Origin of the sequence: Collinsella aerofaciens (assembly GCF_964243765.1) — a bacterium.
GTDB lineage: Bacteria > Actinomycetota > Coriobacteriia > Coriobacteriales > Coriobacteriaceae > Collinsella > Collinsella aerofaciens_BU.
Map to the genome: position 1 here is coordinate 98,851 of NZ_CAXTGI010000005.1, position 26,077 is coordinate 124,927.

At 59.1% G+C, this 26,077-nt stretch carries 21 protein-coding genes; 14 read left to right on the forward strand and 7 right to left on the reverse strand.

Annotated elements, in window-relative coordinates; all coding sequences use genetic code 11:
• Positions 1 to 93 precede the first annotated feature (93 nt).
• Both ACESSC_RS05105 and ACESSC_RS05110 read left to right on the forward strand, forming a co-directional pair.
• Positions 94 to 951, forward strand: a complete 858-nt coding sequence (locus tag ACESSC_RS05105) for a LysR family transcriptional regulator (RefSeq protein WP_373161620.1) — start codon at positions 94 to 96, stop codon at positions 949 to 951.
• 162 nt (positions 952 to 1,113) lie between these two features.
• Positions 1,114 to 2,634 carry an aminotransferase class I/II-fold pyridoxal phosphate-dependent enzyme gene (locus tag ACESSC_RS05110; RefSeq protein ID WP_117563530.1) on the forward strand — a complete coding sequence of 507 codons (1,521 nt, stop codon included), beginning with the start codon at positions 1,114 to 1,116 and terminating at the stop codon, positions 2,632 to 2,634.
• A gap of 183 nt (positions 2,635 to 2,817) precedes the next feature.
• Here ACESSC_RS05110 and ACESSC_RS05115 read toward each other — a convergent pair whose 3' ends face one another.
• Complete coding sequence (locus ACESSC_RS05115; RefSeq protein WP_373161622.1) at positions 2,818 to 3,228, reverse strand: peptide deformylase; 411 nt, start codon at positions 3,226 to 3,228, stop codon at positions 2,818 to 2,820.
• Between the two features lie 204 nt (positions 3,229 to 3,432).
• Between ACESSC_RS05115 and ACESSC_RS05120 the strand changes: the two genes are divergently transcribed.
• Together ACESSC_RS05120 and ACESSC_RS05125 are read left to right on the forward strand one after the other, a co-directional pair.
• On the forward strand, positions 3,433 to 4,848 hold the full coding sequence (locus ACESSC_RS05120; RefSeq protein WP_373161625.1) for an MFS transporter: 1,416 nt from the start codon (positions 3,433 to 3,435) through the stop codon (positions 4,846 to 4,848).
• Between the two features lie 152 nt (positions 4,849 to 5,000).
• Complete coding sequence (locus tag ACESSC_RS05125) at positions 5,001 to 5,912, forward strand: hypothetical protein (protein ID WP_117774394.1); 912 nt, start codon at positions 5,001 to 5,003, stop codon at positions 5,910 to 5,912.
• 423 nt (positions 5,913 to 6,335) lie between these two features.
• Here the strand turns inward: ACESSC_RS05125 and pdxT are convergent, their stop codons facing one another.
• Both pdxT and pdxS read right to left on the reverse strand, forming a co-directional pair.
• Positions 6,336 to 6,923 carry a pyridoxal 5'-phosphate synthase glutaminase subunit PdxT gene (gene pdxT, locus ACESSC_RS05130; protein WP_373161628.1) on the reverse strand — a complete coding sequence of 196 codons (588 nt, stop codon included), beginning with the start codon at positions 6,921 to 6,923 and terminating at the stop codon, positions 6,336 to 6,338.
• Positions 6,924 to 6,943: 20 nt separating this feature from the next.
• On the reverse strand, positions 6,944 to 7,834 hold the full coding sequence (gene pdxS / locus ACESSC_RS05135; protein WP_373161630.1) for a pyridoxal 5'-phosphate synthase lyase subunit PdxS: 891 nt from the start codon (positions 7,832 to 7,834) through the stop codon (positions 6,944 to 6,946).
• 137 nt (positions 7,835 to 7,971) lie between these two features.
• Here pdxS and pdxR point away from each other — a divergent pair, with 137 nt between their 5' ends.
• Together pdxR and ACESSC_RS05145 are read left to right on the forward strand one after the other, a co-directional pair.
• Complete coding sequence (pdxR, locus tag ACESSC_RS05140) at positions 7,972 to 9,417, forward strand: MocR-like pyridoxine biosynthesis transcription factor PdxR (RefSeq protein ID WP_373161633.1); 1,446 nt, start codon at positions 7,972 to 7,974, stop codon at positions 9,415 to 9,417.
• A 538-nt stretch (positions 9,418 to 9,955) separates the two neighbouring features.
• Positions 9,956 to 10,837, forward strand: coding sequence for a hypothetical protein (locus ACESSC_RS05145; RefSeq protein ID WP_117817290.1), 882 nt, complete (start codon positions 9,956 to 9,958; stop codon positions 10,835 to 10,837).
• A gap of 242 nt (positions 10,838 to 11,079) precedes the next feature.
• Here ACESSC_RS05145 and ACESSC_RS05150 read toward each other — a convergent pair whose 3' ends face one another.
• The gene (locus ACESSC_RS05150; RefSeq protein ID WP_022094328.1) at positions 11,080 to 11,640 is read right to left on the reverse strand and encodes a ferritin family protein; all 561 of its coding nucleotides are present in this window, start codon (positions 11,638 to 11,640) and stop codon (positions 11,080 to 11,082) included.
• A gap of 257 nt (positions 11,641 to 11,897) precedes the next feature.
• Here ACESSC_RS05150 and ACESSC_RS05155 point away from each other — a divergent pair, with 257 nt between their 5' ends.
• The 8 genes from ACESSC_RS05155 (at position 11,898) to ACESSC_RS05190 (ending at position 21,160) form a co-directional block, all read left to right on the forward strand.
• Positions 11,898 to 13,118, forward strand: a complete 1,221-nt coding sequence (locus ACESSC_RS05155) for an iron-containing alcohol dehydrogenase (RefSeq protein WP_373161634.1) — start codon at positions 11,898 to 11,900, stop codon at positions 13,116 to 13,118.
• Between the two features lie 8 nt (positions 13,119 to 13,126).
• Positions 13,127 to 14,506: an aldehyde dehydrogenase gene (locus ACESSC_RS05160; protein WP_373161636.1), complete on the forward strand. Its 1,380-nt coding sequence runs from the start codon at positions 13,127 to 13,129 to the stop codon at positions 14,504 to 14,506.
• 423 nt (positions 14,507 to 14,929) lie between these two features.
• On the forward strand, positions 14,930 to 15,109 hold the full coding sequence (locus ACESSC_RS05165; RefSeq protein ID WP_161194591.1) for a hypothetical protein: 180 nt from the start codon (positions 14,930 to 14,932) through the stop codon (positions 15,107 to 15,109).
• Between the two features lie 66 nt (positions 15,110 to 15,175).
• Positions 15,176 to 15,721 carry a metallophosphoesterase gene (locus tag ACESSC_RS05170; RefSeq protein ID WP_373161638.1) on the forward strand — a complete coding sequence of 182 codons (546 nt, stop codon included), beginning with the start codon at positions 15,176 to 15,178 and terminating at the stop codon, positions 15,719 to 15,721.
• 73 nt (positions 15,722 to 15,794) lie between these two features.
• Positions 15,795 to 16,631, forward strand: a complete 837-nt coding sequence (locus ACESSC_RS05175; protein ID WP_373161641.1) for a PRD domain-containing protein — start codon at positions 15,795 to 15,797, stop codon at positions 16,629 to 16,631.
• Positions 16,632 to 16,972: 341 nt separating this feature from the next.
• Positions 16,973 to 18,421 (forward strand): PTS transporter subunit EIIC, encoded by a 1,449-nt coding sequence (locus tag ACESSC_RS05180; protein ID WP_373161643.1) that lies wholly within the window; start codon positions 16,973 to 16,975, stop codon positions 18,419 to 18,421.
• A gap of 77 nt (positions 18,422 to 18,498) precedes the next feature.
• Positions 18,499 to 19,263 (forward strand): ChbG/HpnK family deacetylase, encoded by a 765-nt coding sequence (locus ACESSC_RS05185; RefSeq protein WP_373161644.1) that lies wholly within the window; start codon positions 18,499 to 18,501, stop codon positions 19,261 to 19,263.
• Between the two features lie 139 nt (positions 19,264 to 19,402).
• Positions 19,403 to 21,160, forward strand: a complete 1,758-nt coding sequence (locus tag ACESSC_RS05190) for a DUF2130 domain-containing protein (RefSeq protein WP_373161646.1) — start codon at positions 19,403 to 19,405, stop codon at positions 21,158 to 21,160.
• Between the two features lie 80 nt (positions 21,161 to 21,240).
• On the opposite strand, the gene ACESSC_RS05195 is transcribed toward ACESSC_RS05190, so the two are convergent.
• From ACESSC_RS05195 to ACESSC_RS05205, 3 genes are all read right to left on the reverse strand, one after another.
• The gene (locus ACESSC_RS05195) at positions 21,241 to 23,922 is read right to left on the reverse strand and encodes a DEAD/DEAH box helicase (RefSeq protein WP_373161647.1); all 2,682 of its coding nucleotides are present in this window, start codon (positions 23,920 to 23,922) and stop codon (positions 21,241 to 21,243) included.
• A gap of 99 nt (positions 23,923 to 24,021) precedes the next feature.
• Positions 24,022 to 24,861 (reverse strand): tRNA (guanine(46)-N(7))-methyltransferase TrmB, encoded by an 840-nt coding sequence (trmB, locus tag ACESSC_RS05200; RefSeq protein ID WP_373161650.1) that lies wholly within the window; start codon positions 24,859 to 24,861, stop codon positions 24,022 to 24,024.
• Positions 24,862 to 24,979: 118 nt separating this feature from the next.
• Positions 24,980 to 25,852 carry a class I SAM-dependent methyltransferase gene (locus ACESSC_RS05205; RefSeq protein ID WP_349124983.1) on the reverse strand — a complete coding sequence of 291 codons (873 nt, stop codon included), beginning with the start codon at positions 25,850 to 25,852 and terminating at the stop codon, positions 24,980 to 24,982.
• Positions 25,853 to 26,077: the final 225 nt, after the last annotated feature.

The window sequence follows — 26,077 nt, forward strand, 5'->3', positions numbered from 1 at the left end:
GCATGTTCACTATGGGTGAACTGGCTTTAGAAGAAAAGCGAATATAATGCATGGATAACATGACAAAAACTCATGTAAAGGTGGAGGGGTGCCGTGGAAACGAATATTCAAAAGATGCAGGTGCTGCTCGAGACGGTGCGGGCCGGCAGTTTTACGCGCGCCGCCGAGCGGCTGAGCTATTCGCAGTCGGGCGTGAGCCGCATGGTGGGCGACCTTGAGACCGATTGGGGTTTTAAGGTGCTCGACCGCAGCCGCGAGGGTGTGGTGCTTTCTGCCGATGGGCGGCAGATCATGCCGGCGGTTGAGGCGCTCTGCGAGGAGTTTGGCCGCCTGCAGCGACACGTGGACGAGATGCGTGGGCTCATGCGCGGCAAGATCTGCATTGGTACGTTTTCGAGTGTGGCGACCCATGTACTGCCGCCGGTGATTGCGCGCTTTCGCGCCGATCATCCGGATGTCGATTACGAGCTGCTGATGGGTGATTACTCCGAGATTGAGCAATGGGTGGCGGAAGGCCGCTGCGACCTGGGCTTTATTCCGCGCGAGCCACGCGGCGCCGGCATGGCGTCGCGGCCGTTGGTGCAAGACGAGCTGATGGCCGTGGTGCCAGCGGACTCCTCGCTTGCCACCGCGGAGGTCGTTTCCCTTGCCGATTTGGCCAACGAGCAGTTTATTCTTCTGGAACGCGGTAGCGACGACGAGATTACGCCGCTGTTTCGCCGCGCGGGTCTGGCGGTGCGTTCTAAGCTATCGACCTGGGATGATTATGCGATTATGGCCATGGTCGAGGACGGTCTGGGCGTGAGTATTCTTCCGGCGCTCATCTTGCGCCGCTGTCAGTTCGATGTCGCCGTGCGTCCGCTCGAGGGACATCCCCATCGGCAGATCAACGCGATATATCGCACGGCTGACGTTTCGCTTGCCGCCGCTCGATTCCTTGAATATCTCTAAACGCGTGCGCGTCATTGTCCGCCTTGGGCAAATCTCGGAGTTCGGTACGTTTTCTTGTGAAATTGAACTTCCGAATAAGGTACGGCGCTATACTGCTGCCTAAATTGAACTTAGGTTCAATTCGTGTTCTATAAATTGAACTTTGCCAGCAAGGAGGTTCTAATGGCCCAAGAGACGTTTAGCGATCGCCTGCGACAGACCATGTCCGATCGCGACGTTCGCCAGTCGGACGTAATCCGCGCATCGGAGATGCTCGGAAAAAAACTCGGCAAGAGTCAGATGAGCCAATATGTGAGCGGCAAGACGATCCCGCGGCGCGATGTGGCAGAGCTGCTCGCTCGTATTTTGGAGGTCGATGTTTCCTGGCTGCTCGCCGGTGACGCCGATCAAGGCGAGGAATCATCGCCTCGCAACGTACCCAAGCCCGAACCCCATCCCTCAGCTCAAATTCCAAGGAGCACCACCATGCGTACTTTTTCAAAATCCACCAAGCTCGATAACGTCCTGTATGACGTGCGCGGCCCCGTCGTCGACGAGGCCGCCCGTATGGAGGACGAGGGCGAGCGTATTCTCAAGCTCAACATCGGTAATCCGGCGCCCTTTGGCTTCCGCACGCCCGATGAGGTCATTAAGGACATGCGCCAGCAGCTGCCCGACTGCGAAGGCTATTCCAACTCGCGCGGCCTGTTCTCTGCGCGCAAGGCAATCATGCAGTACTCGCAGATCAAGGGCCTGCCCAATGTTCAGATGGAGCACATCTACACGGGCAACGGCGTGTCCGAACTCATTCAGCTTTCGATGAACGCGCTGCTCGACAATGGCGACGAGATTCTGATCCCCAGCCCCGACTATCCGCTCTGGACGGCGTGCGCAACCCTTGCCGGCGGTCATCCCGTTCACTATCTGTGTGATGAGCAAGCGGATTGGTATCCCGACCTGGAGGATATGGAGTCCAAGATCACGAGCGCGACCAAGGCCCTCGTCATCATCAACCCCAACAACCCCACGGGTTCGGTCTATCCGCGCGAGGTACTCGAGGGCATCGTTGAGATCGCGCGCAGGCACCAGCTCATGATTTTTGCCGATGAGATCTACGACCGCCTGTGCATGGACGGCTACGAGCACGTTTCGATTGCCTCGCTCGCCCCCGACCTGCCCTGCGTCACCTTTAGCGGCCTTTCCAAGTCGCACATGATCGCGGGCTATCGTATTGGCTGGATGGTGCTTTCGGGTAACCAGCGCTGCATGAGCGACTTTATTATGGGCATCAACATGCTCTCGAACATGCGCCTGTGCTCCAACGTGCCGGCTCAGTCAATCGTCCAGACGGCGCTCGGCGGCCATCAGTCTGTTAACAACTACATCCGCCCCGGCGGTCGTGTCTACGAGCAGCGCAACTTTGTGTATGAGGCACTCAACAAGATCGACGGCATCTCGGTGGTCAAGCCGCGTGCGGCGTTCTATATCTTCCCCAAGATGGATGTTAAAAAGTTCAACATCACCGATGACGAGCAGTTCGCTCTTGACCTGCTGCACGAGAAGAAGATCCTGATCACGCGCGGCGGCGGCTTTAACTGGGGTGAGCCCGACCACTTCCGCATCGTGTACCTGCCGCGCATGGAAGTGCTCAAAGAGTCGCTCGAAGACCTCGCCGACTTCTTCGATCATTACCGCCAGAGCTAATTAGTTCCGCCGTTCTACCGAACGGCGGACCACTTGACGCTGCGCGAGCCGCATTCACGCCAATCTGACGTTCAATTTCGAGGGCGCGACCAGAAGGTCAGCGCCCTCTCATTTCACGTCACCTTGGCGCAAATGCGGCTCGCTCGCTGTCGTGTGCTCAACCTGCATCGTTACCCTGGCTGTCTAAATAACAATCCCGTTGCAGTGGTCGATTTCGTGTTGGATGATCTCGGCGGTGTAGCCCGAGAAGTTTTTGATGCGGTGGACGAAATTCTCGTCCAAATACTCAACCTTAATGCGGCGATAGCGAGTACAGGGGCGCTCGCCGGAAAGCGAGAGACATCCTTCGCTCGTCTGATAGGAATTGACCTGCTCAAGAATTTGAGGGTTGTACATCAGCAGCGCCCTGTTGCCGTCCTTTACGCAGATGATGCGTTTGCGCACGCCAATCATGTTGGCGGCAAGGCCCACGCACTCGTGCTCATGCTCATGGAGCGTATCCAGGAGGTCCTGCCCGGTCGCGGCATCGTCGGGTCCCGCGTCTTCGGAAGGCAGGCGCAAAAAGAACTCGGATTTCATGATGGGCTTAATCATGGAGGGCTCCTCATGTCTCATGCTTTCGTGGACTTTCAATAATAGCGCGGAAGGAAAGCTGCGCGTTCGCGTTACAATCTTTCGACGTTGGACCATGTTGCCAGACTCGTCGCGTGCGGCGTCTGGCGTAAGTCTAGGGCTCATCCTCGCCCTGGACTGTTCCTCTGGGGCGATACGACTGTCGTTCCAAGAGGAAGGAAATGCATGGGGAGCAAATCTCAGCAACAAGTTCAAGTAACGTCATCGGCCACTGCGGCAATTCTCGTCGTTATGTATATCGCAGCCTTTGTTGCCGCGTTTAACGAGAACATCATTAACGTGGCGTTGCACGACATCATGGCAGCCTTTTCGGTGAGTGCCATCACGGCGCAGTGGCTTGTTTCGGGCTACATGATCGTGACGTCGATCTTTACGGCCATCATGGCCTTTCTTTCCGGTCGCTTCTCGACGCGCAAGCTGCTGTTTTTCGCATGTGGATGCCTGGTCGCCGGAGAAGTCCTGTGCCTGGTCGCCCCAACGTTTACCGTCTTGCTGCCAAGCCGTATTTTGCAGGCTGCGGGATCGGGCATCTTGTTCCCGCTCATGATGAACGTGGTGCTGTCTTGCGCCCCGCGCGAGAAGCTCGGTCTGTATCTGAGCCTGGGCGGTGCCTGCATTACGCTAGGGCCGGCATTTGGTCCCGTGATCAGCGGTCTTATGTGCACGTTGTTTGGCTGGAGGGCGGTGTTCGTAGTGCCGCTGGTGGGCGGTGTCGTGGTCGCCGCGGCGGCAGCAAAGCTCGTTCGGAATGTTGGAGAGCGCTCGAACACTACGCTTGATATTCTGTCGGTTGCTTTGCTAGCGGCCGGAATCACGGCGTTTGTATATTCCGTAGGCGAGTTCTCGACCAATGTGATGACCGGTATCGTGACGCTTTTCGCCGCTGTGGTGCTGCTTGGCCTGTTTGCGGTCCGCCAGCTCAAGCTCGAACATCCGGTGCTCAACGTGCGCCCCATGGCGAGCGTTCGTTTTTGGCCTGCGTGCCTGCTTGTGGTGGTGTCGATGATGACGACGTTCTCGATGAGCGTTTTGCTGCCGCTCTATTTTGAGGGCGCATACGGCATGACCGCTCTTGTTGCGGGCCTGCTCATTTTGCCGGCGATTGCCTGCAACGCCGTGACCTCGATTGTGGGCGGACGCGTGATGGACGCCCGTGGCGCATGGCCGCTGCTGCCGGTCGGCTTTGCCCTGATTGCCGTGGGGCAGACTACCATTTCGATGACGGCGGCAAGCATGAACATCGGCGTCGTCGTGGCACTGACCATTGTGGTGTATGCTGGCGTCGGTTTAGTGCTGAGCCCCTCGCAGACGGCCGGCTTGGAGACGCTGCCTGCCGCTGAGCATCCTCACGGAACGGCATTGCTCAACACGTGGAACATGATTGCCGCGTCGTTTGGTCCATCGCTGTTTATCGGTCTGCTTTCGAGTTCTGCGGCGGTTGCCGGCGCCACTGGCGTTGCGGCAGACGTTGCCCAGGCGATCGGATTTGCGGCTGCCGTGCGCGTGGCGGCCGTGATTGCCGTGGCTGGGTTCGCGGTGTCGCTGGTGTACGCCCGCCGCGAGTCGCACATGTCGCATTAATGTGTGCACATAGATTCTGCAGCTAGATTGGATGGCGACACCATAAACTAATGGGCGTTTTGCCGAGAGGCATGAATGTTTAAAGCGCAAAGAGTGCGCGACGGGCCCCGCGAATGGGGCGATGATGCCCGAGAGGGCCAAGAAGGAGTCTCATGTCTGAGAACGAAGAGATCATGAACGAGACCGAGAACGAGACCATGGCTGCCGAGGTCGAGGCAGTCGAGACCGTGGAGACCGAAGCTGCCGAGGTTGAGGCTGCTGACGAGGTTTCCGCCGAGGAGGAGGCCGAGGTTGTCGAGGCCGCCGCTGATTACGATGACGAAGAGCTGATGGACAAGATGCAGAAGGCCGCCCGCCTGCTGCGCAGCCGTCGCTTTGCTATTTCCAAGGAGGAGGAGGCCAAGGCCGAGCGCATGGCGAACATCGAGCGCGCCATCAAGCTTCTTGACCTCAAGCCCAAGATGGAGCAGAAGGAAATGTCCGACCTGCTGGGCATGCGCCTTCGTGAGCTCGATGGCCTGATGGCCGAGGCCGAGGCTGCCGATCTGGTCGGCCGCATCGACGACGCCGAGGGCGATATGCGCAAGATCGTTGTCTTCGCTGCCGAGGATGCCGCTGAGGGCCTGGTCGAGCTTGCCAACAAGAAGGAGAAGCTCCTGCCCGAGCTTTCTTACGAGGAGGCTACCGAGCTGATGGCCGCTCTCGATAAGGTTATCGCTCCGCTCGTCGCCATGGGCCTGGACGAGGACCGCGGTCCTCGCGGCGGCCGTGACGAGCGCGGTGGCCGTGGCGGCGACCGTGGCGGTCGCGGCGGCTTTGGCGATCGCGGTGGCCGTGGCGGCGACCGTGGCGGTCGCGGCGGCGATCGCGGTGGCCGTGGCGGCTTTGGCGACCGTGGCGGCGACCGTGGCGGTCGCGGCGGCTTTGGTGGCAACCGTGGTGGCTATGGCGATCGCGGTGGCAACCGTGGTGGCTTCGGCGGCAACCGTGGTAACGACCGCGGCGGTCGCGGTGGCGACCGTGGCGGCCGCAACGGTGGCGGCTTCCGCGGCAACCGCTTCTAGTTGAGTTACGGCGTTTTACCAAACGCCGTAACTGCTCGACGCTGCAAACCCGCCAGGGCGGCAATCTGCCTTTCAACTTCGGCGGCATGACCAAAAGATCAATGCCGCCTCGTTTCAAGGCACCTTGCTCGCTCTGGCGGGTTTTCGCTGTCGGTACCAAGGCATCGGCGTCGCCTTGATCCAAACCTACCAAAAAGGGACAGGTTTATTTTGGTCGGTTTTATCTGGGCAAACGTGGTCGTCTATCGCAATATGGTCGTTGGGGACGTTCTTGTTTGACTAGTCGTTTAAGAGCGTCCCCAACGACTACATAGGATGAGAGTGGATAATCTCCCGGTTTGAGCCTGCATTCAAGCTCAAAGTGGGAGATTATCCACTCTCATTTGTTGTATGTCCGAAAATCCACGCTCGTTTAAATTCTGCCTACATTTGCAGGAACAGTTCGTGGAGGTGGGTGTCTTCGTCGAGCTCGGGGTGGAAGGTGACGCCGAGCTGGTTGCCTTGGCGGGCGGCGACGATGCGACCGTCGACTTCGGCTAGGGCCTCAGTGTCGCCGTGCACTTCGACGATGCGGGGCGCGCGGATAAACGTCAGCGGCACCTCACCGTCGATACCGCCTACCTGCCCCTTGGTGCGAAAGCTGCCGAGCTGTCTGCCGTAAGCATTGCGCTCAACGAGCACATCCATGGTTGCCAAGCGCGGCGTCCCCTTATCGTCGTGGGCGGCAAGATCGCGCGCCAACAGAATCAAGCCGGCGCAGGTGCCCAGGACGGGCATGCCCTCAACAATGCGGGTGCGAAGCTCATCGAGCATACCAAGCTCGGCAAGCAGCTTCCCTTGAACGGTAGACTCGCCGCCGGGAAGTACCAGACGGTCAAAGTCCTGCTTCAAATCAGCCGCCTGCCTCAGCTCAATACAACGTGCGCCCAGCTCGGACAGCCTTGCCTCGTGCTCGGCAAAAGCACCTTGGACCGCCAGCACGGTGACCGTCTGGTCTGCGTAATCGCTCATGTGCGATCCTTTCTGTTGGACTAGCGCCCGCGCTCCTCCATGATGATCTCGATCTCGTCGGCGTTGATGCCGACCATGGCCTCGCCCAGGTCCTCCGAAAGCTCGGCTATGAGTTTGGCGTCGGTGAAGTTTGCCACGGCCTTGACAATGGCGGCTGCGCGCTTGGCGGGGTCGCCGCTCTTAAAGATGCCCGAGCCGACAAAGACACCTTCGGCGCCCAGCTGCATCATCAGCGCGGCGTCGGCGGGGGTCGCCACACCGCCGGCAGCAAAGTTCACGACGGGAAGCTTGCCCGTGGCATGGACCTCGCGGACCAGCTCGACCGGCACCTGCAGTTGCTTGGCTGCCTCAAAGAGCTCGTCGTCACGCAGGGCAACAACGTCGCGGATCTGCTTTTGGATCTTGCGCATATGGCGAACGGCCTGGATCACGTCGCCCGTGCCCGGCTCGCCCTTGGTGCGGATCATCGTGGCGCCCTCGGCGACGCGGCGCAGCGCCTCGCCCAGGTCACGGGCACCGCAGACAAACGGGACGTCAAACTGGGTCTTGTCGATGTGGTAGACATCGTCGGCGGGGGAGAGAACCTCGGACTCATCGATGTAGTCGATCTCGATGGCCTGCAGGATCTGCGCCTCGACGATGTGACCGATGCGGCACTTGGCCATGACGGGGATGGAGACGGCCTCCTGGATGCCCTTGATCATCTTGGGGTCGCTCATGCGCGACACGCCGCCGGCGGCGCGGATGTCGGCCGGGATGCGCTCGAGAGCCATGACGGCGCAGGCGCCTGCCTCCTCGGCGATGCGTGCCTGCTCGGGCGTGGTGACGTCCATGATGACGCCGCCCTTGAGCATCTGCGCGAGCTCGCGATTGAGTTTGACGCGATCGGCCTTGCTGGTCTGTTCTGCCATGGTTGCTCCCTTGGTTGGCATGTACATTGCTTGACGGAACATCCTATCGGGGAGCTGGGTATGGCGAAATACTCAGTTTTCGAGATAATAACAAGGTCAGACTAATGCCAGATTGAATGATTCGATAAGGTCAGGTGATGCCCATGCTTGACTACAATTTGGAAAATCGCGGCGAAGCATCGCTCTATGAGTATGTTTACCAGCAAATTCGAGATGATATCGTTGCTGGACGCATTGCGGCGGGGGAGCATCTGCCGTCTAAGCGCGCCTTTGCCAGTCATCTGGGAATCAGTGTCATTACCATCGAGAACGCATATAGCCAGCTACTTGCCGAGGGCTATATTTGCTCAATGCCGCGTCGTGGCTACTACGCTTGCGAGCTTCCGGATGCACCGGTCTTGGCTTTGGCTGCGGAGGGCATCGACCGAGATGCCGTCTCTGTGGGCCCCAGTGCGCGTGATGTCAACGGACAGGTCGAGCGATTCGATGCGCTTTCTCCTTCCACTTTGGAGGCGGCGCGGCTTTGGCAAAGCGCACTGCGGGCGACGCTGGCATCCGAAGACGAACGCGAAATCTTTTCGACTGCGCCGGCACAGGGCACCGCTCGGCTACGACGCGCAATTGCTCACCATTTACGCGGGACAAGGGGCATGAATGTCGATCCCGACAACATTGTTATCGGTGCGGGCGCCCAGCTGCTCGATACCATGTTGGTTCAGCTGCTTGGAGCCGACAAGGTATATGCCGTTGAGAATCCGGGCTATTTGCGGCTGACGCGCATCTACCAGGCTATGGGTTGCGAAGTTCGACATATCCCGTTGGATGACGACGGCGTGGACCTGAGCGCTCTGCAGAAAACTGGGACCGATGTTCTTCACCTGATGCCGTCCCATCAGTATCCGACCGGCCTTGTGACGAGCGTTGCACGTCGCTATGCGCTGCTGAGCTGGGCCGCCGAGCGACCAGGTCGGTATCTCATCGAAGATGACTTTGATTGTGAGTTTCGCCTTGCCGGGAAGCCGATTCCCGCGCTCGCGTCGATCGATGCCGCCCAGTCGGTTATCTACACCAACACGTTTTCGAAGAGCCTTTCATCGGCGTTGCGTTTGGCGTACATGGTGTTGCCCGATGAGTTAATGGAGCGGTTTAGGCGCAACCTTGGTTTCTACGCCTCGTCGGTGAGCTCTGTTGACCAGGTCGCTTTGGCGCGTTTGCTGGAATCGGGTGATTACGAGCGACATGTGAACCGCGTGCGCGTTCGTGCTCGCGAGGCGCGTGATGGCCTGATGGCGCTTGTGCGGAAGGTATTTCCGGCAGGAGAGGTCTCGATCGAGCATGCAGACGCGGGCCTTTACTGCATCGTGGTTGCGGAGCGTGGCGCGGGCGGAAGCTCTTTTACGCGGGCACTTATGCGCTCGAATATCCCTTATATCGATATCGGTGACTGCTTTTGGTGTGCCGATGGCGCATCTGTCCCTAAAAACTTGGCTCGAATCCTTGTCCAGTATGACGATTTGAGTCCAAATGCGCTAAACACCCTGGAATCACAGCTAATGGGGGTGCCCTCTAGCCTAAGTGAGTAGACTTTTGGCGTTATGCCGACCAGACCGTTTTGCAGCAAGTCGTCTACCTGCGGCTTTGCAAGACAAGATGGCCTGCCTGCTCGGGAGTTTCCAAAAAGCCTACTCACTTGCTGTGCAAAGCTTCCGCATGAGAGAAATAGCGGGTTTTCAACAGGACTCCGTCCAGTTCTTGGCAAGCTTTTGGCCAGTTGGGGAAGGCTGTTGAAAACTTAACAGTCCGTTCGGCGCCCTTTTCGGTACGTTTGCGCCAATGCGGGAGTACCCGGGTTGAAATCCGTGTTTTCCTGTGCCTATGAAGGATCTACTTTGTGACATATCGGCTTTTAGGTACTGGCGTTTGCCTCCTCAAGCCCTCGCTTTGTGTCCGCCACTTCCACGACCGGAAGAAGACCGGCAGCGATATGGCCTCGCCCGTAACCCGACGGCTGCGGTTGCGCTCGGCTTGCCGTTGCATACATTGGTTGGGACGAGAAATAAGCGGACTTGTCCTGCCAGCGTTAGGCAACGGCTGTTCCTTGGTGAGCTTCCCAGGGAATCCGTGCTGGAAACGGAACATGGGTTTTTGGTCACATCTCCTTTGCTGACGGCATTCATCATGTCGCGGCATCTGACGGATCTCCAGCTGCTTTTGGTATTGGCGGAGATGTGCGGCTTGTTTACGGTTTGTGCCTTGCCAGCAGCACTCGAGGCAGAGCTTTCGCGTGCAATTGAGTCGGGCGCGATTCCGGCAACCTTTGGTTGGGCACGTTGCCCGTCCGAGGACGGTGCCGCCTCAAATTTGTGGCGGCGCGACGCTTTGGTTTTGGACGGAGATCTTGACCGTTTTTGTTCAGATGTTTGTGGGATGCGTTACGGCAAGCGATTTGTCGCGGTATCGCATCTCGTTCCACTGGGTGCCGCATCGCCTTTTGAGGTTGAGACGTATTTGTTGCTTGGGTTGCCACGATCATTGGGAGGCGAAGGTTTTTGCGGCATAGAGCTCAATGTCGAAGTGGCGCTAAGCGCAAGTGCTCGGGCGATTGTAGGCAAGTCCCGTGTATATATCGACCTACTTCTTTCTTCGCCGGACGGAGAGCGACAGGTGGCCATTGAATGCCAAGGAAAGGGCTCACACGGGCGAGCCGGGGATGGTTTGCGTGACGCCGACCGCATGACGGCGCTTCAGGCCATGGGCTACGATGTATTTCTCCTGACACACGGACAGATATCCGATGATGATAGATTCCATGCGATTGTTAAGGCCGTATGCAGGTTGCTCGATGTTGAATATCGCGATAAAAGCTTGGAGGAGCAAGGGGCCGAGGCATTACTTCGGTCTGAGCTATTCGTTGACTGGTCAAAACTGGGAGAAATCGACAAAAAGATGCCCGTTAGACACAAAAAGGCCCGATCATGGACGGTTGCAAATCTAAGTGAGTAGACTTTTAGCGTGATGGCGACCAGATTGTTTTGCGGCAAGCTATCTACCTGCGGTTTTATAAAGCAATACGGGTGGTCTGCTCGACAAGTTCCCAAAAGGCCACTCACTTAGTTTTTGACGCGAAGCCGATGTCAAAGGTGGTCCTATTTTTGGGACGTTAACTGGTTTGCAAGACACGAAAAAGGCCCGAACCATGCGGTCCGGGCCTTATAAAGCTAGAGAATGTCTCTCAGGCGTTTGGCTTAGCCGAAGTAGCGCTTTAGCAGGCCGGCGAAAGCCTTGCCGTGGCGAGCCTCGTCGCGAGCCATCTCGTGCACGGTGTCGTGGATGGCATCGAGACCAGCGGCCTTGGCGCGCTTGGCGAGATCGGTCTTGCCGGCGGTGGCGCCGTTCTCGGCCTCAACGCGCATCTCGAGGTTCTTCTTGGTGGAGTCGGTCACGACCTCGCCCAGGAGCTCGGCGAACTTGGCGGCGTGCTCGGCCTCCTCGTGGGCAGCCTTCTCCCAGTACAGGCCGATCTCGGGATAGCCCTCGCGATGAGCGACGCGAGCCATGGCCAGGTACATACCGACCTCAGAGCACTCGCCCTCAAAGTTGGCGCGCAGGTCAGCAACGATGTCCTCGGAGACGCCCTCCATCTTGGCGACGCCCACGACGTGCTCGGCAGCCCACTCGAGCTGACCCTCCTCCTGCTTCAGGAAGCGAGAGCCGGGAACGCCGCACTGGGGGCACTTGAAATCCTCGGGCAGCTGGTCGCCGTCGAACTCTTCCACATAACCGCAAACGGGGCAAACAAACTTCATAATTCGATCCTTTCGATCGATGGCGATGGCGCGCTCGTCCGGTCCCGTAAGGGCCCTCTCCGGACGTGCGTCTTGACGAGTTCTATTATCCATAAATGCGACCGAATGTGAAGCCTATTAGGAATGATTTTTAATAAAACAATTTTGGGCATGTGAAGATGTTGATTGATTAACGATTGCTAGACCTCGTGCGACCTCCGATGAGTACAATCGGTCGAGCAAATGTTGACCTATCAACAAATGAAGGAGTTTCCTTTATGCATCTAGCCCGTCGTGCCTGGTGTCGAACATATCAGACGGTTTTTCGCATTGCATTGCCAATCCTGCCCTATACCGAGCCGCGCATTTTAGAGCATGCCGAGGATGTGCCCGCGGTGCTTCAAAAGCGCTCGATCCAGAAGGTCCTTATCGTGACGGATCCCGGCATTGCCCGTCTGGGGCTCACGGCACCGCTCGAGACAGCGCTCGCGTCCAAGGGAATTGGCGTTGCGGTCTATGCCGAAACACGTGCGAACCCCACGGTCTCAAACGTGGAGGAAGCGGCGTCCCTGTATCGCGCGAGCGCCTGCCAGGCCATTATCGGCTTTGGTGGCGGTTCGGCCATGGACTGCGCCAAGGGTGTGGGGGCGCGCATTGCGCAGCCATACAAGCCCATCAACAAGATGCGCGGCCTGCTGCGGATTCATCGTCGCCTGCCGCTTCTCATCGCCGTTCCCACCACGGCAGGCACGGGAAGCGAAGTCACGCTCGCGGCGGTAATTACCGATGACGAGACGCACTACAAGTACCCCATTAACGACTTTGTGCTTATCCCGCGCTTTGCGGTGCACGACCCCGAGTTTACGCGCGGCCTGCCCGCCTCCATTACGGGACAGACGGGTATGGATGCCCTGACGCATGCCGTCGAGGCCTTTATCGGGCGAAGCACTACGCCCTATACGCGCAAGATGGCGCGACAGGCGGTGCAGCTCATCCATGACAATTTGCTCGAGGCCTATGAGCATGGTGACGACATGCGCGCTCGTCGCAATATGCTTTCGGCGGCGTATAAGGCGGGCGTTGCGTTTACCCGCTCCTATGTCGGATATGTGCATGCCATCGCGCACAGTCTGGGCGGCCGATACGGAATTCCGCACGGTTTGGCGAACGCGATTATCCTGCCGCACATGCTTCGCGCTTATGGTGACGCCGCCGCCCCCAAGCTTGCCGATCTTGCTCGCATGGCGGGCATTGCGCCGGCTACCGCGCAGGACAGCCTGGCGGCCGAGGCCTTTATCGATTGGGTTGACCGCATGAACGAGGCCCTGGGAATCCCCAAATATGTCTCGGGTATTCGCCGCTCCGATATTCCGCAAATGGCGGCCCATGCCGATGCCGAGGCCAATCCGCTATACCCCGTTCCACTTTTGATGGACCGTTTGGAGCTCGAGCGTATGTACGAGGTCGTTGCGGGTGGTATGTTTGAAGACGAGAACTAGGAGGGCCCATGAACACCGAGGAAATCGCGCGCATCGTTGCCGATCAGCGCACCTATTTTAAGACGCACGCCACGTTTGATGTCGATGCTCGACGTCGTGCGCTCGTGAGTTTACGCGATGCGGTGCGGGCCCACGAGGCCGATATTGCCCATGCGCTCAAGACCGATTTGGGAAAGTCGCATGACGAGGCGTATATGTGCGAGATCGGCACCTCGCTTTCCGAGATTCGTTATCAGATTGCGCATGTGGCTCGATGGAGTCGCTCGCGCCTGCGTCCGTGTGACCTCGCCAACGCCGTGAGTGTGTGCAAGACGCAGTCCGTGCCCTATGGCGTCACACTCATCATGGCTCCGTGGAACTACCCGTTTTTACTGACGCTCGAGCCACTCGCCGGCGCCCTTGCCGCGGGCAATACCGTGGTCATCAAGCCGAGCGCCTATGCTCCGGCATCGAGCGCGGTGCTCAAGCAAATCTGTGAAGAGGCATTTGATCCGCGCTTGGTGACGGTCGTCGAAGGCGGGCGTGCCGAAAACGAAGCGTTGCTCGATGAGTGCTGGGACAAGATCTTCTTTACCGGTAGCGTTCCGGTCGGCAAGCTCGTCATGGAGCGTGCAAGTAAAAACCTCACACCCGTGACGCTTGAGCTGGGCGGAAAGAGTCCCTGCATCGTGGATGCGACGGCTAACTTGAAGGTCGCGGCACGCCGTATCGCCTTTGGTAAATGGCTCAACGTGGGGCAGACCTGCGTGGCGCCCGACTACCTGCTGGTCGATGCGCGCGTGCACGACGAGCTGCTGGACCTCATCAAGGAGGAGGCCCGCCGCATGTTTGGCGAGCATCCGCTCGACAATGAGAATTACGGTCATATTGTCAACGCCAAGCATTTCGCGCGCGTACGCGGGCTGATCGACCCCGACAAGGTTGTGCTGGGAGGTACCGCGCGCGAGTCGTCGCTCAAGATTGAGCCGACGATTTTGGACGGCGTGGCGCCTGAGGACGCCGTAATGCAGGAGGAGATTTTCGGCCCCATCTTGCCGGTGCTGTCGTTTGAGAGCCTAGACGAGGCCGAGACGTTTATTACGGATCGTCCGACGCCGCTGGCCCTGTATATCTTTAGCCAAGACCGTGAGGTTCAGCAGCGCTTTGTGCGTTACGTGCCCTTTGGTGGTGGCTGTGTTAATGACACCATTATGCATTTGGCCACGAGCCATATGGGCTTTGGCGGCATGGGGGCGAGCGGTATGGGACAGTACCATGGACGCGAGAGCTTCGATACGTTTAGCCACAAGAAGAGCATCGTGAACAAGGCAACGTGGCTGGACGTGCCGTTCCGCTATGCCCCTTACACAAGCTGGAAGCACAAGTTCGTGCGCATGTTTGTGCATTAGAAAAGGGTGCGGGTAATACGAACAGATGTTCCTATTACCCGCATTTTGCGTTAGACTACTGCTATGGAGCACGGATGGGCCAACTCCCTTTAGAAGGGATTTGGTATGAACGTAAGCGATGTTATTTCGTTATTGGCGTTGTTGATCGCGGCTATCGAGCTTGGCCTGTTTATCGGCCGAACGAAATAGCCGCCCCCGCATAAGCGAAGACGGCCACTTCTCACGATGTAAACGTGTACTGGAGTTGGCAAGACCCGCGGCAACGGGTGCCATCCGTGTTCCTATCTTATCCACAAGCGCCTTGTCGCGCAAGCGTTGCGGCAAACGATTGAAAGACGCAGATAGGATGAATTTGTGTCCGCACGGGCCCGTAGACTTCTCAACTATGTTGTGGATGCTCTCTAATCGGTAATGGAGGCGCACGTGTTTGATGACGATGACCTGTTCGATTTGACGGATGATCCGTTTGAGTGGGATTTACTGCTCGATGACGATGAGCTGGAGCAAGATCGTAAAAAGCGACAGGGCAAGAAGGCTCAGGATGACGCTTCGAAAAAGCAGGACAAGCGCCGCCGAGGTCTGTTCGGCGGGCTCTTTGGGTAACCGTCGTATCGCTGCGTCTGTATACTAAACAGGTCTTATACGCGTTGCGAAATGAGGACAGAGACGATGATGTGGTTTACCGCCGACCTGCACCTGGGCGATACGAATATCTTGCACGACATGGATCGACCGTTTGATTCGGTCGAGGAGATGAACCGCAAGGTCATCGATGCCATCAATGAGTGCGTGGCTGTGGACGACCGCCTCTATATCCTGGGAGACTTTACGTATCGTTTGCCCATGGCGGAGGCAGTGCGCCTGCGCGAGCGCATCGAATGCCAGAACGTGACGCTCATCCGTGGTAACCATGATGGCGATTGGGGAGATCCGGACGCGCCGCACATTTGGGATGAGGTGCGCGACTATCTTGAGATTGCGCCCGGCTATGCTCGCGGGCACAGGCTGGTACTGAGCCATTACCCCATGCTCAGCTGGAATGGCAAGGCGCGCGGCGCCATCATGCTGCACGGGCATATCCACAGCAGGGGAGACCGCACCAACGCGCGCAATCGCGATCGCGAGCGCTCGATTCTGCGCTATGACGTTGGTCTCGACGCTAACGATTACAAGCCCGTAAGCCGCGACCAGATCCTTGGCTTCTTTGGACTATAGCTGCAAGTGCAGGTAGAATGAACGCGCCGCGCGGATGGTCTGCGCGGCGCGTTTTAGTAGGAGCGATGATTCCATGAAGGCTATCCAGCGCATTAACCACAACGCTGCCATCTGCGAAGACGGCGCGGGGCGTCAGCTTATCGCGCTGGGTCGTGGCATCGGTTTTGGCGAGATGCCGCACGAGGTCGATCTGGACGTTGTTACACGCACCTTTTACGGCATCGATTCAAAGTACCTGGCGTTTATCGACGAGGTCGACCCCGAGGTGCTGGAGTTTTCCGCCCAGCTGGCAGATATCGCAACCGGGCAGCTTTCGTATGAATTGAGCCCAAACCTTCCCATTACATTGGCAGACCATATTCAGTTTGCTATTAAGCGCGCCCGCGAACACATGGTGGTGTCGTTGCCGCTCGAGCGCGACCTGGAGCAGCTGCATCCCATCGAATACCGCTTGGGCGAGCTGGCTGTTCGGGGCATTCAGAAAAGCTTCCGGGTGCGTATGCCCCGAAGCGAGGCCGCGGGCATTGCCATGTCGATTGTTAATGCATCGGTTAGGCCGAGCGAGCGACGCGTGCTTGCCGAGCAGCACGAGGAGCGACTGCTCGATATGACGGTCGCGATTATTCAAGAAGAGTTGGGCGTGACGGTCGATCGCTCGTCGTTTGCCTTTACTCGCTTTGCCACTCATGTGCGCTATCTGCTCGACCGCGTGGCAAAGAAAGAACCGATAGATACTGAGAACTCCGGTCTCTACGACGTGCTCGTGGAGCAATATCCGGCGGCATCGCGTTGCGCTCATCGTGTCAACAATCTGATTCAAGAGACCTTTGGCGAGCCATTGGCCCAAGAAGAGCTCGTCTATCTGATCATGCATGTGAATCGCGTGGCTTCTGTCCACTCGGATAAATAGGCTCTCTGGTATTTCCTTTCCGTCATGGCGACCGTTCGCGGGTCGTTTGCTACCGTTCGTCGGTAATCTGAGCCGCAACGAACGCATCTGCCGCATATACTCGCCGTGTGTTGGGTGTTACTCACGGCGCAGCTCCGAGAGGCACTACCGATTCTGTCGAGACCATTATTGGGTCTCTGTCGGTTGTGCGCGGGGCTTTTTTCATGTCGATCCACCCGGGAATCACATGCAATGAAATCTCTTGCCAACGGGCATCGCGCGCTGCGCAGGCGCGAGCGGAATCGTGTGTCTTGGTGCCATGAAGCCCCACGAGCCTTTAGTTGGAAGAGAAGGGATTCGACATGGCTGTCGATAACAAGAAGATTGCCGAGGACGTGCTCGCTGCCGTCGGCGGCGCCTCCAATGTGACGAACGCGACGCACTGCATGACCCGCCTGCGTCTGAACCTCAAGGATCAGTCCATTCCCAATGACGATGAAGTGAAGAAGATCAAGGGCGTGCTGGGCGCACAGTGGTCTGGCGGCCAGTATCAGGTCATCATTGGCCAGAACGTGCCGAAGGTCTATGAAGCCGCCATTGCGCTGGGCGTTAAGGGTGAAGGTTCCATTGACGAGGACCTCGATGGCGGCACCAAGGAGCCGCTGACGGTCAAGACTGCGGGCAAGAAGACCCTCAACTACCTGTCCAAGACAATGGTTATGACGATCCCCATCATCATGGGCGCCGCCATGTTCCGTACCATTGCCGTGCTTTGCGGCGACGGCATGCTCGGTATCTGGTCTGCCGATTCCGACATCTATAACTTCTTTTACAACTGGATTTACAACGCCGGCTATTATTTCCTTCCCGTTTATCTGGGTTGGGCTGCCGCAAAGCAGCTCGGCTGCAGCCAGCCGCTCGGCATGATGCTCGGCGTCGTGCTCATTGCCCCCGAGTTCATGACGCTGGTCAACGCTGCGGCGGATTCGGGTGCTACGACCACGATGATTTATGGTGTGCTGCCGGCTCAGCTGAACAACTATTCCTGCACCGTTCTCCCCATGGTTCTGTCCATGCCGGTACTCATGGTCGTTGAGAAGTTCATGAAGAAGATCATTCCCGACATGCTCTCTACGGTGTTTGTGCCCGTGTGTACTCTGGCCGTCATGATTCCCGTTTCGCTGTGCGCGCTGGCTCCGATTGGCTCTATCTTGGGCAACGCGGTTGGTAACTTTATGTTCGGCCTCGGCAACACCGGCGGTATCGTCACGGTCATCTCCCTCGTTGCCATTGCCGCGCTTTGGGAGTTCCTGGTTATGACCGGTATGCACCAAGTCCTGCTTACCCTTGGCATTGTGCAGCTGCTCACCATGGGCTCTGACTCCTGCGTTATGGTCGCGGGCGCTATCGCTCAGTTCGCTACGTGGGGCATGGCCTTCGGCGCCTTCCTGCGCCTTAAGGAGACTGACGAAAAGGGCGCCATGCTTGGTTTCTCGCTCTCTGGCATTGTCGGCGGCGTGACGGAGCCCGCGCTGTATGGCTGCGGCTTTAAGTACACCCGCTGCCTGGGTGCCATGGTTGCCGGCGGCGCTATCGGCGGCCTGATCGCGGCTCTTACCAATGTGACGACGTATGTTTTGGGCGCGACGAATATTCTGGGCATCACCGGATATGTTGCCGGCGGAACTGCCAATCTCGTCTGGGGATGCGTTGCATCGGGCGCTGCATTTGTTGCCGCTGCCGCCATCGCCTACTTCTTCGGCTTTACCAAGGAGCAGCTCGATGAGGACGCTGCTGCCGCTAAGGCTTAAAGCATCTGTTCGGTAAGATAATTGCCTGGGGCACTTGGTTGCACTTCAAGTGCCCCTTTCCATAGATGGGGGTCAATATGAAGCAATTGCTCATTCGTGCCGATGATATTGGTTATTCGTATGCCGTTGACTTGGGGATTGCCCGCAGTATCAATGAGGGCCTGGTGCGCTCGGCGGGCCTGATGCCCAATATGCCCGAAGCTGAGCGCGGCTGGTCGCTCGTGGCGGATGCCGGCATTGCGGTGGGCCAGCATACCAACGTATGCCTGGGCAAGCCGTGTGCCGACCCGGCGCTCATTCCGAGCATGCTCAACGAGAGCGGTGAGTTCCATAGCAGCCGTACCTTCCGCGAGCACTTTAAGCGCGGCGAGGAGTTGATAGACTTCGACGAGGCCTGCATCGAGATTCGCGCGCAGCATGACCGCTTTGTCGAGATCGTGGGCCGCGAACCCGATTATTTTGAGGCCCATGCCGTCATGAGCAAAAACCTTAACCGCGCGATCTCGACGGTTGCCCAAGAGCTGGGCCTTAAGGAGCAAAAGGCGAGCTTCGACCCCACGGCGGTGGTGCATTGCGGAGATACCGACCTGCGGATGGTGATGCACTCGATGGAGCCGGGCTACGAACCCAAGGACTCGATTATGCAGGCGGTTCGAGAGATGGAGGACGGCGAGACGGTCGTCTTTGTGTGCCATCCGGGCTATCTCGATCGTTTTATCCTCGAGAGCAGCTCGCTTACGACCGACCGCACCAAGGAAGTCGATGCGCTGATCGACCCCGAGCTTCGCACTTGGCTTGAGTCTCAACCTGATCTTCGCCTGATCGACTACCGCGACCTGTAAGGATCCAAGCCACCACAAAGGGGACAGTCACCTTTGTGGTGGTTCTGGCGCCGTTGCCATTATGGCGGCGGCGCCTTTTTTGTCCGTGCGGCGCGGTAGAGTGTATGCGGTTGAAGTTTGCGTCCATCGAGGAGCTGCCATGAACGAGATTAAGTGCCCGCATTGCGGCGAAGTATTTAAGGTCGATGCGTCCGGCTATGCGGATATCGTCAAGCAAGTGCGCGATGCCGAGTTCTCGCACGACCTGGCAGAGCGTGTGAAGGCAGTCCAGCGCGAGGGCGAGCAGGCGCTGGAGCTTGAGCGCTCGCGCTCGACGGCCGCTTTGCAAAAGGCGGAGTCTCAGCGTAACGCTCAGCTTGTCGAGCAAAAGAACGCTGCAGCTCAACAGTTGGCACAAGAGGTCGCCAAGCGCGATGCCGAGCTTGCCGAGCTGCGCGCCAAGCTCGAGGGCGCTGCCGCGGAGCGCGAGAGCGCAAGCCAGCGCGCGGCGGTCGAGGCCCGCGCCGACGCTCAAAAGGAGAATGCTGAGCTCCAACGCGAAGTCGATAACTTGCGTGCGCAGCTAGAGCGCAAGGATGACGAAGCAAAGCTTGCCGAGTCAGCGGCGCGCAACGCTGCCCAAAACGATGTGGCTGTGCGTGATGCCCAGATTGCCGAGCTGCAGGCCAAGCTTGCCGCAGCGGACAAGGCCCAGGAGATGGCGCTTGCCGCTGCCGCGGCTGAGTCACAGCGCGAGCTCGATGCCGCTCGCAGCGAGGCCGAGCGCACGCTTGCCGACTATCAGGCTAAGGTGCAGGAGAAGTTTTCCGCCGCAAAGGCTCAGTCTGAGCAGGAGGCCGAGGGGCTGCGCGCCCAGCTGCGCGAGCAGGAACTGAGGGCAAAAATGAATCTGTCGGAGGCGGTTGCCGCGGCGGAGCGAGAGCGCGACGAGGCGCGTGCCAAACTGACGAGCGAGCTGGCGGTGCGCGATTCGCGCGAGGAGCAGGCCAAGGCGGCACACGAGCTCGAGCTTGCGCAAGCCAAGCGCGCGAGCGATGAGCTGATTCGCTATAAGGATGAAGAGATTGAGCGCCTTAAGGACATGAAGGTCCGCCTGTCCACCAAGATGGTGGGCGAGTCGCTCGAACAGCATTGCGAGACCGAGTTTAACCGTCTGCGCATGACGGCGTTTCCTAACGCGTACTTCGAGAAAGATAACGATGCGTCCGAGGGCACCAAGGGCGACTTCATTTTCCGTGAGTGCGACGCGAGCGGCAACGAGGTCATCTCGATTATGTTCGAGATGAAAAACGAGAATGACGAGACCGCGACCAAGCATAAAAACGAGGACTTCTTTAAGAAACTCGATCACGATCGTCGCCAGAAAGGCTGTGAGTACGCGGTGCTCTGCACGCTGCTCGAGCCCGAGAGCGAGCTCTATAACGCAGGAATCGTGGACGTGAGCTATCGCTACGAGAAGATGTACGTGATTCGCCCACAGTTTTTCATTCCCATGATCACGCTTCTTCGCAACGCTGCCATGGGTTCGCTGCGCTATAAGCAGGAGCTGGCGGAGTACAAACAGCAGAACATCGACGTCACGAACTTCGAGGCCAAGATGGAGAAGTTCAAGAACGACTTCGGCCGCAACTACGAGATCGCGAGCCGCAAGTTCCAAACGGCGATCGATGAGATCGACAAGACGATTAGCCACCTGCAGAAAACCAAGGAGGCGTTGCTGTCCTCCGAGAACAATCTGCGCCTTGCCAACAAGAAAGCCGACGATCTTACCATTCGCAAACTCACGTGGGGCAATAAGACCATGAAGGCCGCCTTTGACGAGGCGCGCGGGGCTGCGCCAGAGACAAACGATGAGCCAGCCGAGGCGGATTCGTATGAGGTCGAGGATGCCGAGTAGGGGATAGCGTATCGCACGAAAAGCGGGGCCGCTGGCGATGTTGCCAGCGGCCCCGCTTCGTTTCGTCCCATTGCGCCCGGCTAGTCTTCGAGCAGGTCCTCGATAAAGCCGACACGGTAGTTCTTGAAGATGACCTCGCCGCCGTCTTGCGTGGCATCCAGGTCGACGTCGCCCATGATGCCAAAGTCGTGGTCGCCATCCTCGTCGGCAAAGATCTGATGCACGTGCCACACGTGATCGGTCTTCTCGTCGGACTCATCGATGGAAAACATTGCGGCACTGCGGGCATCTCCGTCGGTGAGGATTTCCTCGTGCTGCTCATGGTAGGCGTCGAGTGCTTTTTGCCAGCGGATCTCGCTCATGCCCCAGTCGTCGTCGAGTTCGCCCAGGTCGCGAATGTGCTCGCGGGCGGCAAGGGTCACGCGGCGGAAGAGCGCGTTGCGCACCAGCAGGGTGCAGCCACGGCGGTCTGCCACGACCTCGTCGATGCCCTGCGGCGGTGCGGCATCGAGGGCTGCCGGGTTGCCGGCGTTCTCCCATTCGTCCACCAGGCTCGAGTCCACCGAGCGCACCACAAAGCCCAGCCACGAGATGATGTCGCGCAGGCGCTCGTCGCGCTTCTCGATGGGTACGGTGCGATCGAGGGAACGGTAGGCCTCGGCTAGGTAGCGCAGCAGAATGCCCTCGGAGCGGGCGATGCCGAGCTTTTGGATATAGCCCTTAAAGTCGCTCGCGCTCTCCAGCATGTCGCGCAGGACGCTTTTAGGCGAGAGCTGGTAGTCGTTGGCCCAGGGTACTTCCTGACAGTACTTGTCGAAGGCGGCATCGAGTAAGTCCTCGAGCGGCTTTTCGTAGCTGACATCCTGGATACGCTCCAGGCGTTCCTCATAGTCGACGCCGTCGGCCTTCATCTCGGCCATCGCGCGGTCGCGCGCAGCGCGCTCCTGTGCGCGCAATACCTGCTTGGGGTCCTCGAGCGTAGCCTCGACCATCGAGATGAGGTCCATGGTATAGGTCTCACTCTCGGGGTCGAGCAGCTCCAGCGCGGCAAGCAAAAACGGCGAGAGCGGCTGGTCGAGCGCAAAGTCCTCGGGCAGGTCGACCGTCAACGCGTAGTCGATGTCCGGCGCGGCGTCAGCCGGAGCGTCAGGTGCGGGCGGCACCTCGGTGCGCACGACGACGCCGGAGTCGATGAGCGTGGCGAAGATCTCGTCGGCACGAACCTCGAGCTTTGCCTTTTCCTCGGGCGTTTGCAGGCTTGTCTCGATGAGGTCGTGCACGCGGGCGCGAGCGTCGCCGCCCTGCTCGACCACGCTAATCACCATGGAGTGTGTGATGCGAAGGCGCGGCTTGAGCGTTTCGGGTTGCGTCTCGATCAGGCGCTCAAAGGTCTGCTTGTTCCAGGTGACAAAGCCCTCGGGAGGCTTCTTCTTTTTGATCTTGCGGAGTTTTTTGGGGTCGTCGCCCGCCTTGGCCATGAGCTTGGCATTCTCGATCTCGTGCTCGGGTGCCTCGGCAATCACCATGCCCTCGGTATCGAAGCCCGAGCGGCCGGCGCGACCGGCAATCTGATGGAACTCGCGGGCGCGCAGACGACGCATCTTGTAGCCGTCGAACTTGGTGAGCGCGGTGAGCACCACGGTGTGGATGGGTACGTTGATGCCGACGCCGAGCGTATCGGTACCGCAGATGACGGGCAGCAGGCCCTGTTGAGCTAAGCGCTCGACCAGCAGGCGATAGCGCGGCAACATGCCAGCATGGTGCACGCCGACGCCGCAGCCGAGCAAGCGCTTGAGGATCTTGCCGAAGGCCGTCGAGAAGCTCGTCCCCTTTGCCGCTTCTTTGATGGCTTCGCGCTGCTCCTTGCTGGCGATGCCAAAATTGGCGAGCGACTGTGCCGTCGCAAGGGCGGCATCCTGGCTAAAGTGCACGATATAGAGCGGGGCCTCGCCGCGGCGCATGGCGAGCTCGACCGTGCCCTCGAGGGAGGTCGTCACATAGTCGTAGCTCAGCGGAACAGGACGCGGGGCGTCGACAACCAAGTCGCAAGCAGCGCCGGTGTGCTCCTCGAGTGAGGCGGCGATGGCAGTGACATCGCCGAGCGTGGCGCTCATGAGCATAAACTGCGTGTGGGGCAGGGTGAGCAGCGGCACCTGCCAGGCCCAACCGCGATCGGGGTCGGCAAAGTAGTGGAACTCGTCCATGGCCACGCAGCCCACATCGGCGTCCTCACCCTCGCGCAGCGCATCGTTGGCAAGGATTTCGGCCGTGCAGCAGATGACGGGTGCTTTGGTGTTGATGTGCGTATCACCGGTTATCATACCGACGTTATCGCGGCCGAGTACCTGTACCAGGTCGAAGAACTTTTCGCTGACCAGGGCCTTGATGGGGGCCGTGTAATAACAGCGTTTGCCCTGTGCCATGCCTATAAAGAGCATGCCCAGCGCGACGAGCGATTTACCCGAGCCGGTCGGTGTGCCTAAAATGACGTGATCGCCGGCTGCCAGGTCCATGAGGGCCTCTTCTTGGTGATCCCACAGCTCAATGCCGCGGCCGCTCGTCCATTCAAAGAAGCGTTCGAAGGCCTGATCGGGCGTGAGCCATGGTTCGGGCTCACTGCCGTCCTCGGGCTCCCACCAGGTGGGGGAGAGCGCGCCGAGCGAGCCGAACTCGGCTTCGGTTCCCGTGCCACCCGAGAATGAGCTGGCGGCGCCGGCGCCGGAAACGGTGCTGGCGGTGATATCTGTCGTGGTCTGTGCCATGTGGTTGCTTTCTCTCGCCGTTTGTCCGTCAACTATTATGGCGTAGCGGCGGCGCGGGGTGCCAGCGGGCGAGAAAATGCAGGAAATGGGCGCGCGGTGCTAGCGTTCCTGAGGCAGGCGTTTCTTGCCTTTACGGGCGCGGTTCTTAAAGTTCTCGACGGCCTCTTCCATGCCCAGAGGTACATAGGTGAGCTCATCAAGGTTTTCGGGCAGGTAGCAGGCAAGGCTTTGCTCCTGCGCGCGGCCCGCCGCGAGCTGTTCATCGCTGGGTTGCGCGCCGGGTGTGGCGCAAGTGCCGTAGACGGCGGCACCCATCTCGCGCGTGCGGCGCTCGTACTCGGTCTCGGGATGCTCGGGATGGTCGCGGCGGACGTCGTCACTTACCCAAAGCGTGTCGTAGCCGGCCGCGGCAAACTGCCCCAGGGCGTAGTCGCGCAGTGGCTTACTGTCGGTGCGCAGCGTGACGGTAGCGCCGGCTGAAAAGAGCGGGCGGTAGAGCATCAGGTGGTCGACATGGACGAGTCGTTTTTTGGCGTACTTGGCCTTGGGCTGCGGCGTGGGAAAGTTGATGGTTATGGCGTCGAGCTCGCCTGCGGCAAACAGCTGCGGCAGCGATGCGGCACCTCGGGGCAGGACGAGTGCGTTGGACAGCTCCTGCTCGCAGATTTTCTGCGCGGCGTAGGCGATGCAAATGGGCTCTTGGTCCATGCCGATAAAGAGCGTGTTTGGCTCGTGGGCCGCGCGCTCTACAAGGTACGTTCCCTTGCCACAACCAAGATCCAGGTGAAGGTGTTCGAAAGGCTTGCTGCCTGCGGGCGCACAGGCCTTGCGCCAATCTCCGGCATAGGCCTCGGGGTTCGTCTCAATCGCATCGGCGTAGCGCTCCAGGCGCTCCTCGAGCACAAAGTTCTTAGGCGTGCGAACGTGGACGGCTCCCATGAGGCTCCTTGGTCATACGTGTGGAACGCATAGCCGCGCGTTCCGTCAATGGGTTGGAAAGGGGTGGGCATAGTTTGCCCAAAAGCTGCGGTGCGGCTCGGCGGCGAGTCGCCGATGCCTACAGCCGCTTGAGGATCACATAGCGGTTGAGCTCGCCGCTACGACCGTCGGCATGGAAACGCTCAAGCTCGCGTACGGGGACCTCGCCGCTCTTGTAGAACGTACGGACGCCGCGCACCAGGTCGGTGATCTGCTGATCGTCAAAGTGATGGCAATAGCGGTAGGCGTGGCGGTCGTTTTGCCAGCCAATGAGGTGGTCGCCGGCTTCAAACTGCGCGGAATCGTAACCCTCAAACGGCGGGGTGAGTTCGGCGCGGGCTTCGGCGCGAACGGCCTTGCGCGCCATGCGCTCGTCGTTCATAAACTCCCAAAAGCTGATGGCGATGATGCCGCCCGGGCGCGTCTGGCGCACCAAGGCGTCGAGCACGCGTACGCGGTACTCGCACGACGGCACGTGGTGCATAAAGCCAAAGCAGACCGAGATATCGGCGAGCGGGGCGTCGAAAAGCACGTCGGGTGTCTCGGCGGGGTTGAGCCTCATGAGGGCGTCGAGCACGTCGAGTTCCTGGAAGTGCAGGTTGGGAATGCGCAGGGCGTGGCCATGTGCATCGATGGCCAGGTCTTGGCAAGAGTCGACGCCATAGAACTCGAAGGGGCAGCTGGCATCTGCCGAGGGGTTTGCGCCGTCGACGCCCTTGGCGGCAAGTGCGCCGCCGGCGGCAAAGTTCTCGAATCGCATATTGCCGCAGGCAAGATCGAAGACGCGGACGGGATGCTCGATGGTGGCGACGTCGAGCTGTCCGAGCGCGATGTCCATGGTGCGCACCCAGCCGGGCCACGGGGCTTGGCGCGTATCGGAAAAGGAGGCGGAGTGCTCGCGATAGAACGTGTTGTTGAGCTGGATGAGCGATGAGGCGAAATCGCGGTTCACGGCGCGGAACTCCCTCCGTTGGCGGTGCGGAATAAATAGTACGACCATACTACCGTTAACGCCGCAACGGGGACAACCAAGCTACGGGTCATTGCTTTGTTTGGACACATTTCCGCAGCTCATATGCACCCGCAACCGCCGGTTGTCAAAAATCTCACTAGAATAGGTGGCATACTTTTGGCGGTGGCGGATAGATTTTTAACTGTGCAAGGCGCCTAAGAACAA

What these genes read in the sequence shown, in the direction of transcription:
- ACESSC_RS05125 (WP_117774394.1), top strand. Translation starts at nt 5,001, where the DNA reads ATGTCTGAGAACGAAGAGATCATGAACGAGACCGAGAACGAGACCATG.
- ACESSC_RS05180 (WP_373161643.1), top strand. Translation starts at nt 16,973, where the DNA reads ATGGCTGTCGATAACAAGAAGATTGCCGAGGACGTGCTCGCTGCCGTC.
- ACESSC_RS05120 (WP_373161625.1), top strand. Translation starts at nt 3,433, where the DNA reads ATGGGGAGCAAATCTCAGCAACAAGTTCAAGTAACGTCATCGGCCACT.
- ACESSC_RS05110 (WP_117563530.1), top strand. Translation starts at nt 1,114, where the DNA reads ATGGCCCAAGAGACGTTTAGCGATCGCCTGCGACAGACCATGTCCGAT.
- ACESSC_RS05170 (WP_373161638.1), top strand. Translation starts at nt 15,176, where the DNA reads ATGATGTGGTTTACCGCCGACCTGCACCTGGGCGATACGAATATCTTG.
- ACESSC_RS05115 (WP_373161622.1), bottom strand. Translation starts at nt 3,228, where the DNA reads ATGATTAAGCCCATCATGAAATCCGAGTTCTTTTTGCGCCTGCCTTCC.
- ACESSC_RS05190 (WP_373161646.1), top strand. Translation starts at nt 19,403, where the DNA reads ATGAACGAGATTAAGTGCCCGCATTGCGGCGAAGTATTTAAGGTCGAT.
- trmB (WP_373161650.1), bottom strand. Translation starts at nt 24,861, where the DNA reads ATGGGAGCCGTCCACGTTCGCACGCCTAAGAACTTTGTGCTCGAGGAG.
- ACESSC_RS05175 (WP_373161641.1), top strand. Translation starts at nt 15,795, where the DNA reads ATGAAGGCTATCCAGCGCATTAACCACAACGCTGCCATCTGCGAAGAC.
- ACESSC_RS05150 (WP_022094328.1), bottom strand. Translation starts at nt 11,640, where the DNA reads ATGAAGTTTGTTTGCCCCGTTTGCGGTTATGTGGAAGAGTTCGACGGC.
- pdxR (WP_373161633.1), top strand. Translation starts at nt 7,972, where the DNA reads ATGCCCATGCTTGACTACAATTTGGAAAATCGCGGCGAAGCATCGCTC.
- pdxS (WP_373161630.1), bottom strand. Translation starts at nt 7,834, where the DNA reads ATGGCAGAACAGACCAGCAAGGCCGATCGCGTCAAACTCAATCGCGAG.
- ACESSC_RS05195 (WP_373161647.1), bottom strand. Translation starts at nt 23,922, where the DNA reads ATGGCACAGACCACGACAGATATCACCGCCAGCACCGTTTCCGGCGCC.
- ACESSC_RS05160 (WP_373161636.1), top strand. Translation starts at nt 13,127, where the DNA reads ATGAACACCGAGGAAATCGCGCGCATCGTTGCCGATCAGCGCACCTAT.
- pdxT (WP_373161628.1), bottom strand. Translation starts at nt 6,923, where the DNA reads ATGAGCGATTACGCAGACCAGACGGTCACCGTGCTGGCGGTCCAAGGT.
- ACESSC_RS05155 (WP_373161634.1), top strand. Translation starts at nt 11,898, where the DNA reads ATGCATCTAGCCCGTCGTGCCTGGTGTCGAACATATCAGACGGTTTTT.
- ACESSC_RS05185 (WP_373161644.1), top strand. Translation starts at nt 18,499, where the DNA reads ATGAAGCAATTGCTCATTCGTGCCGATGATATTGGTTATTCGTATGCC.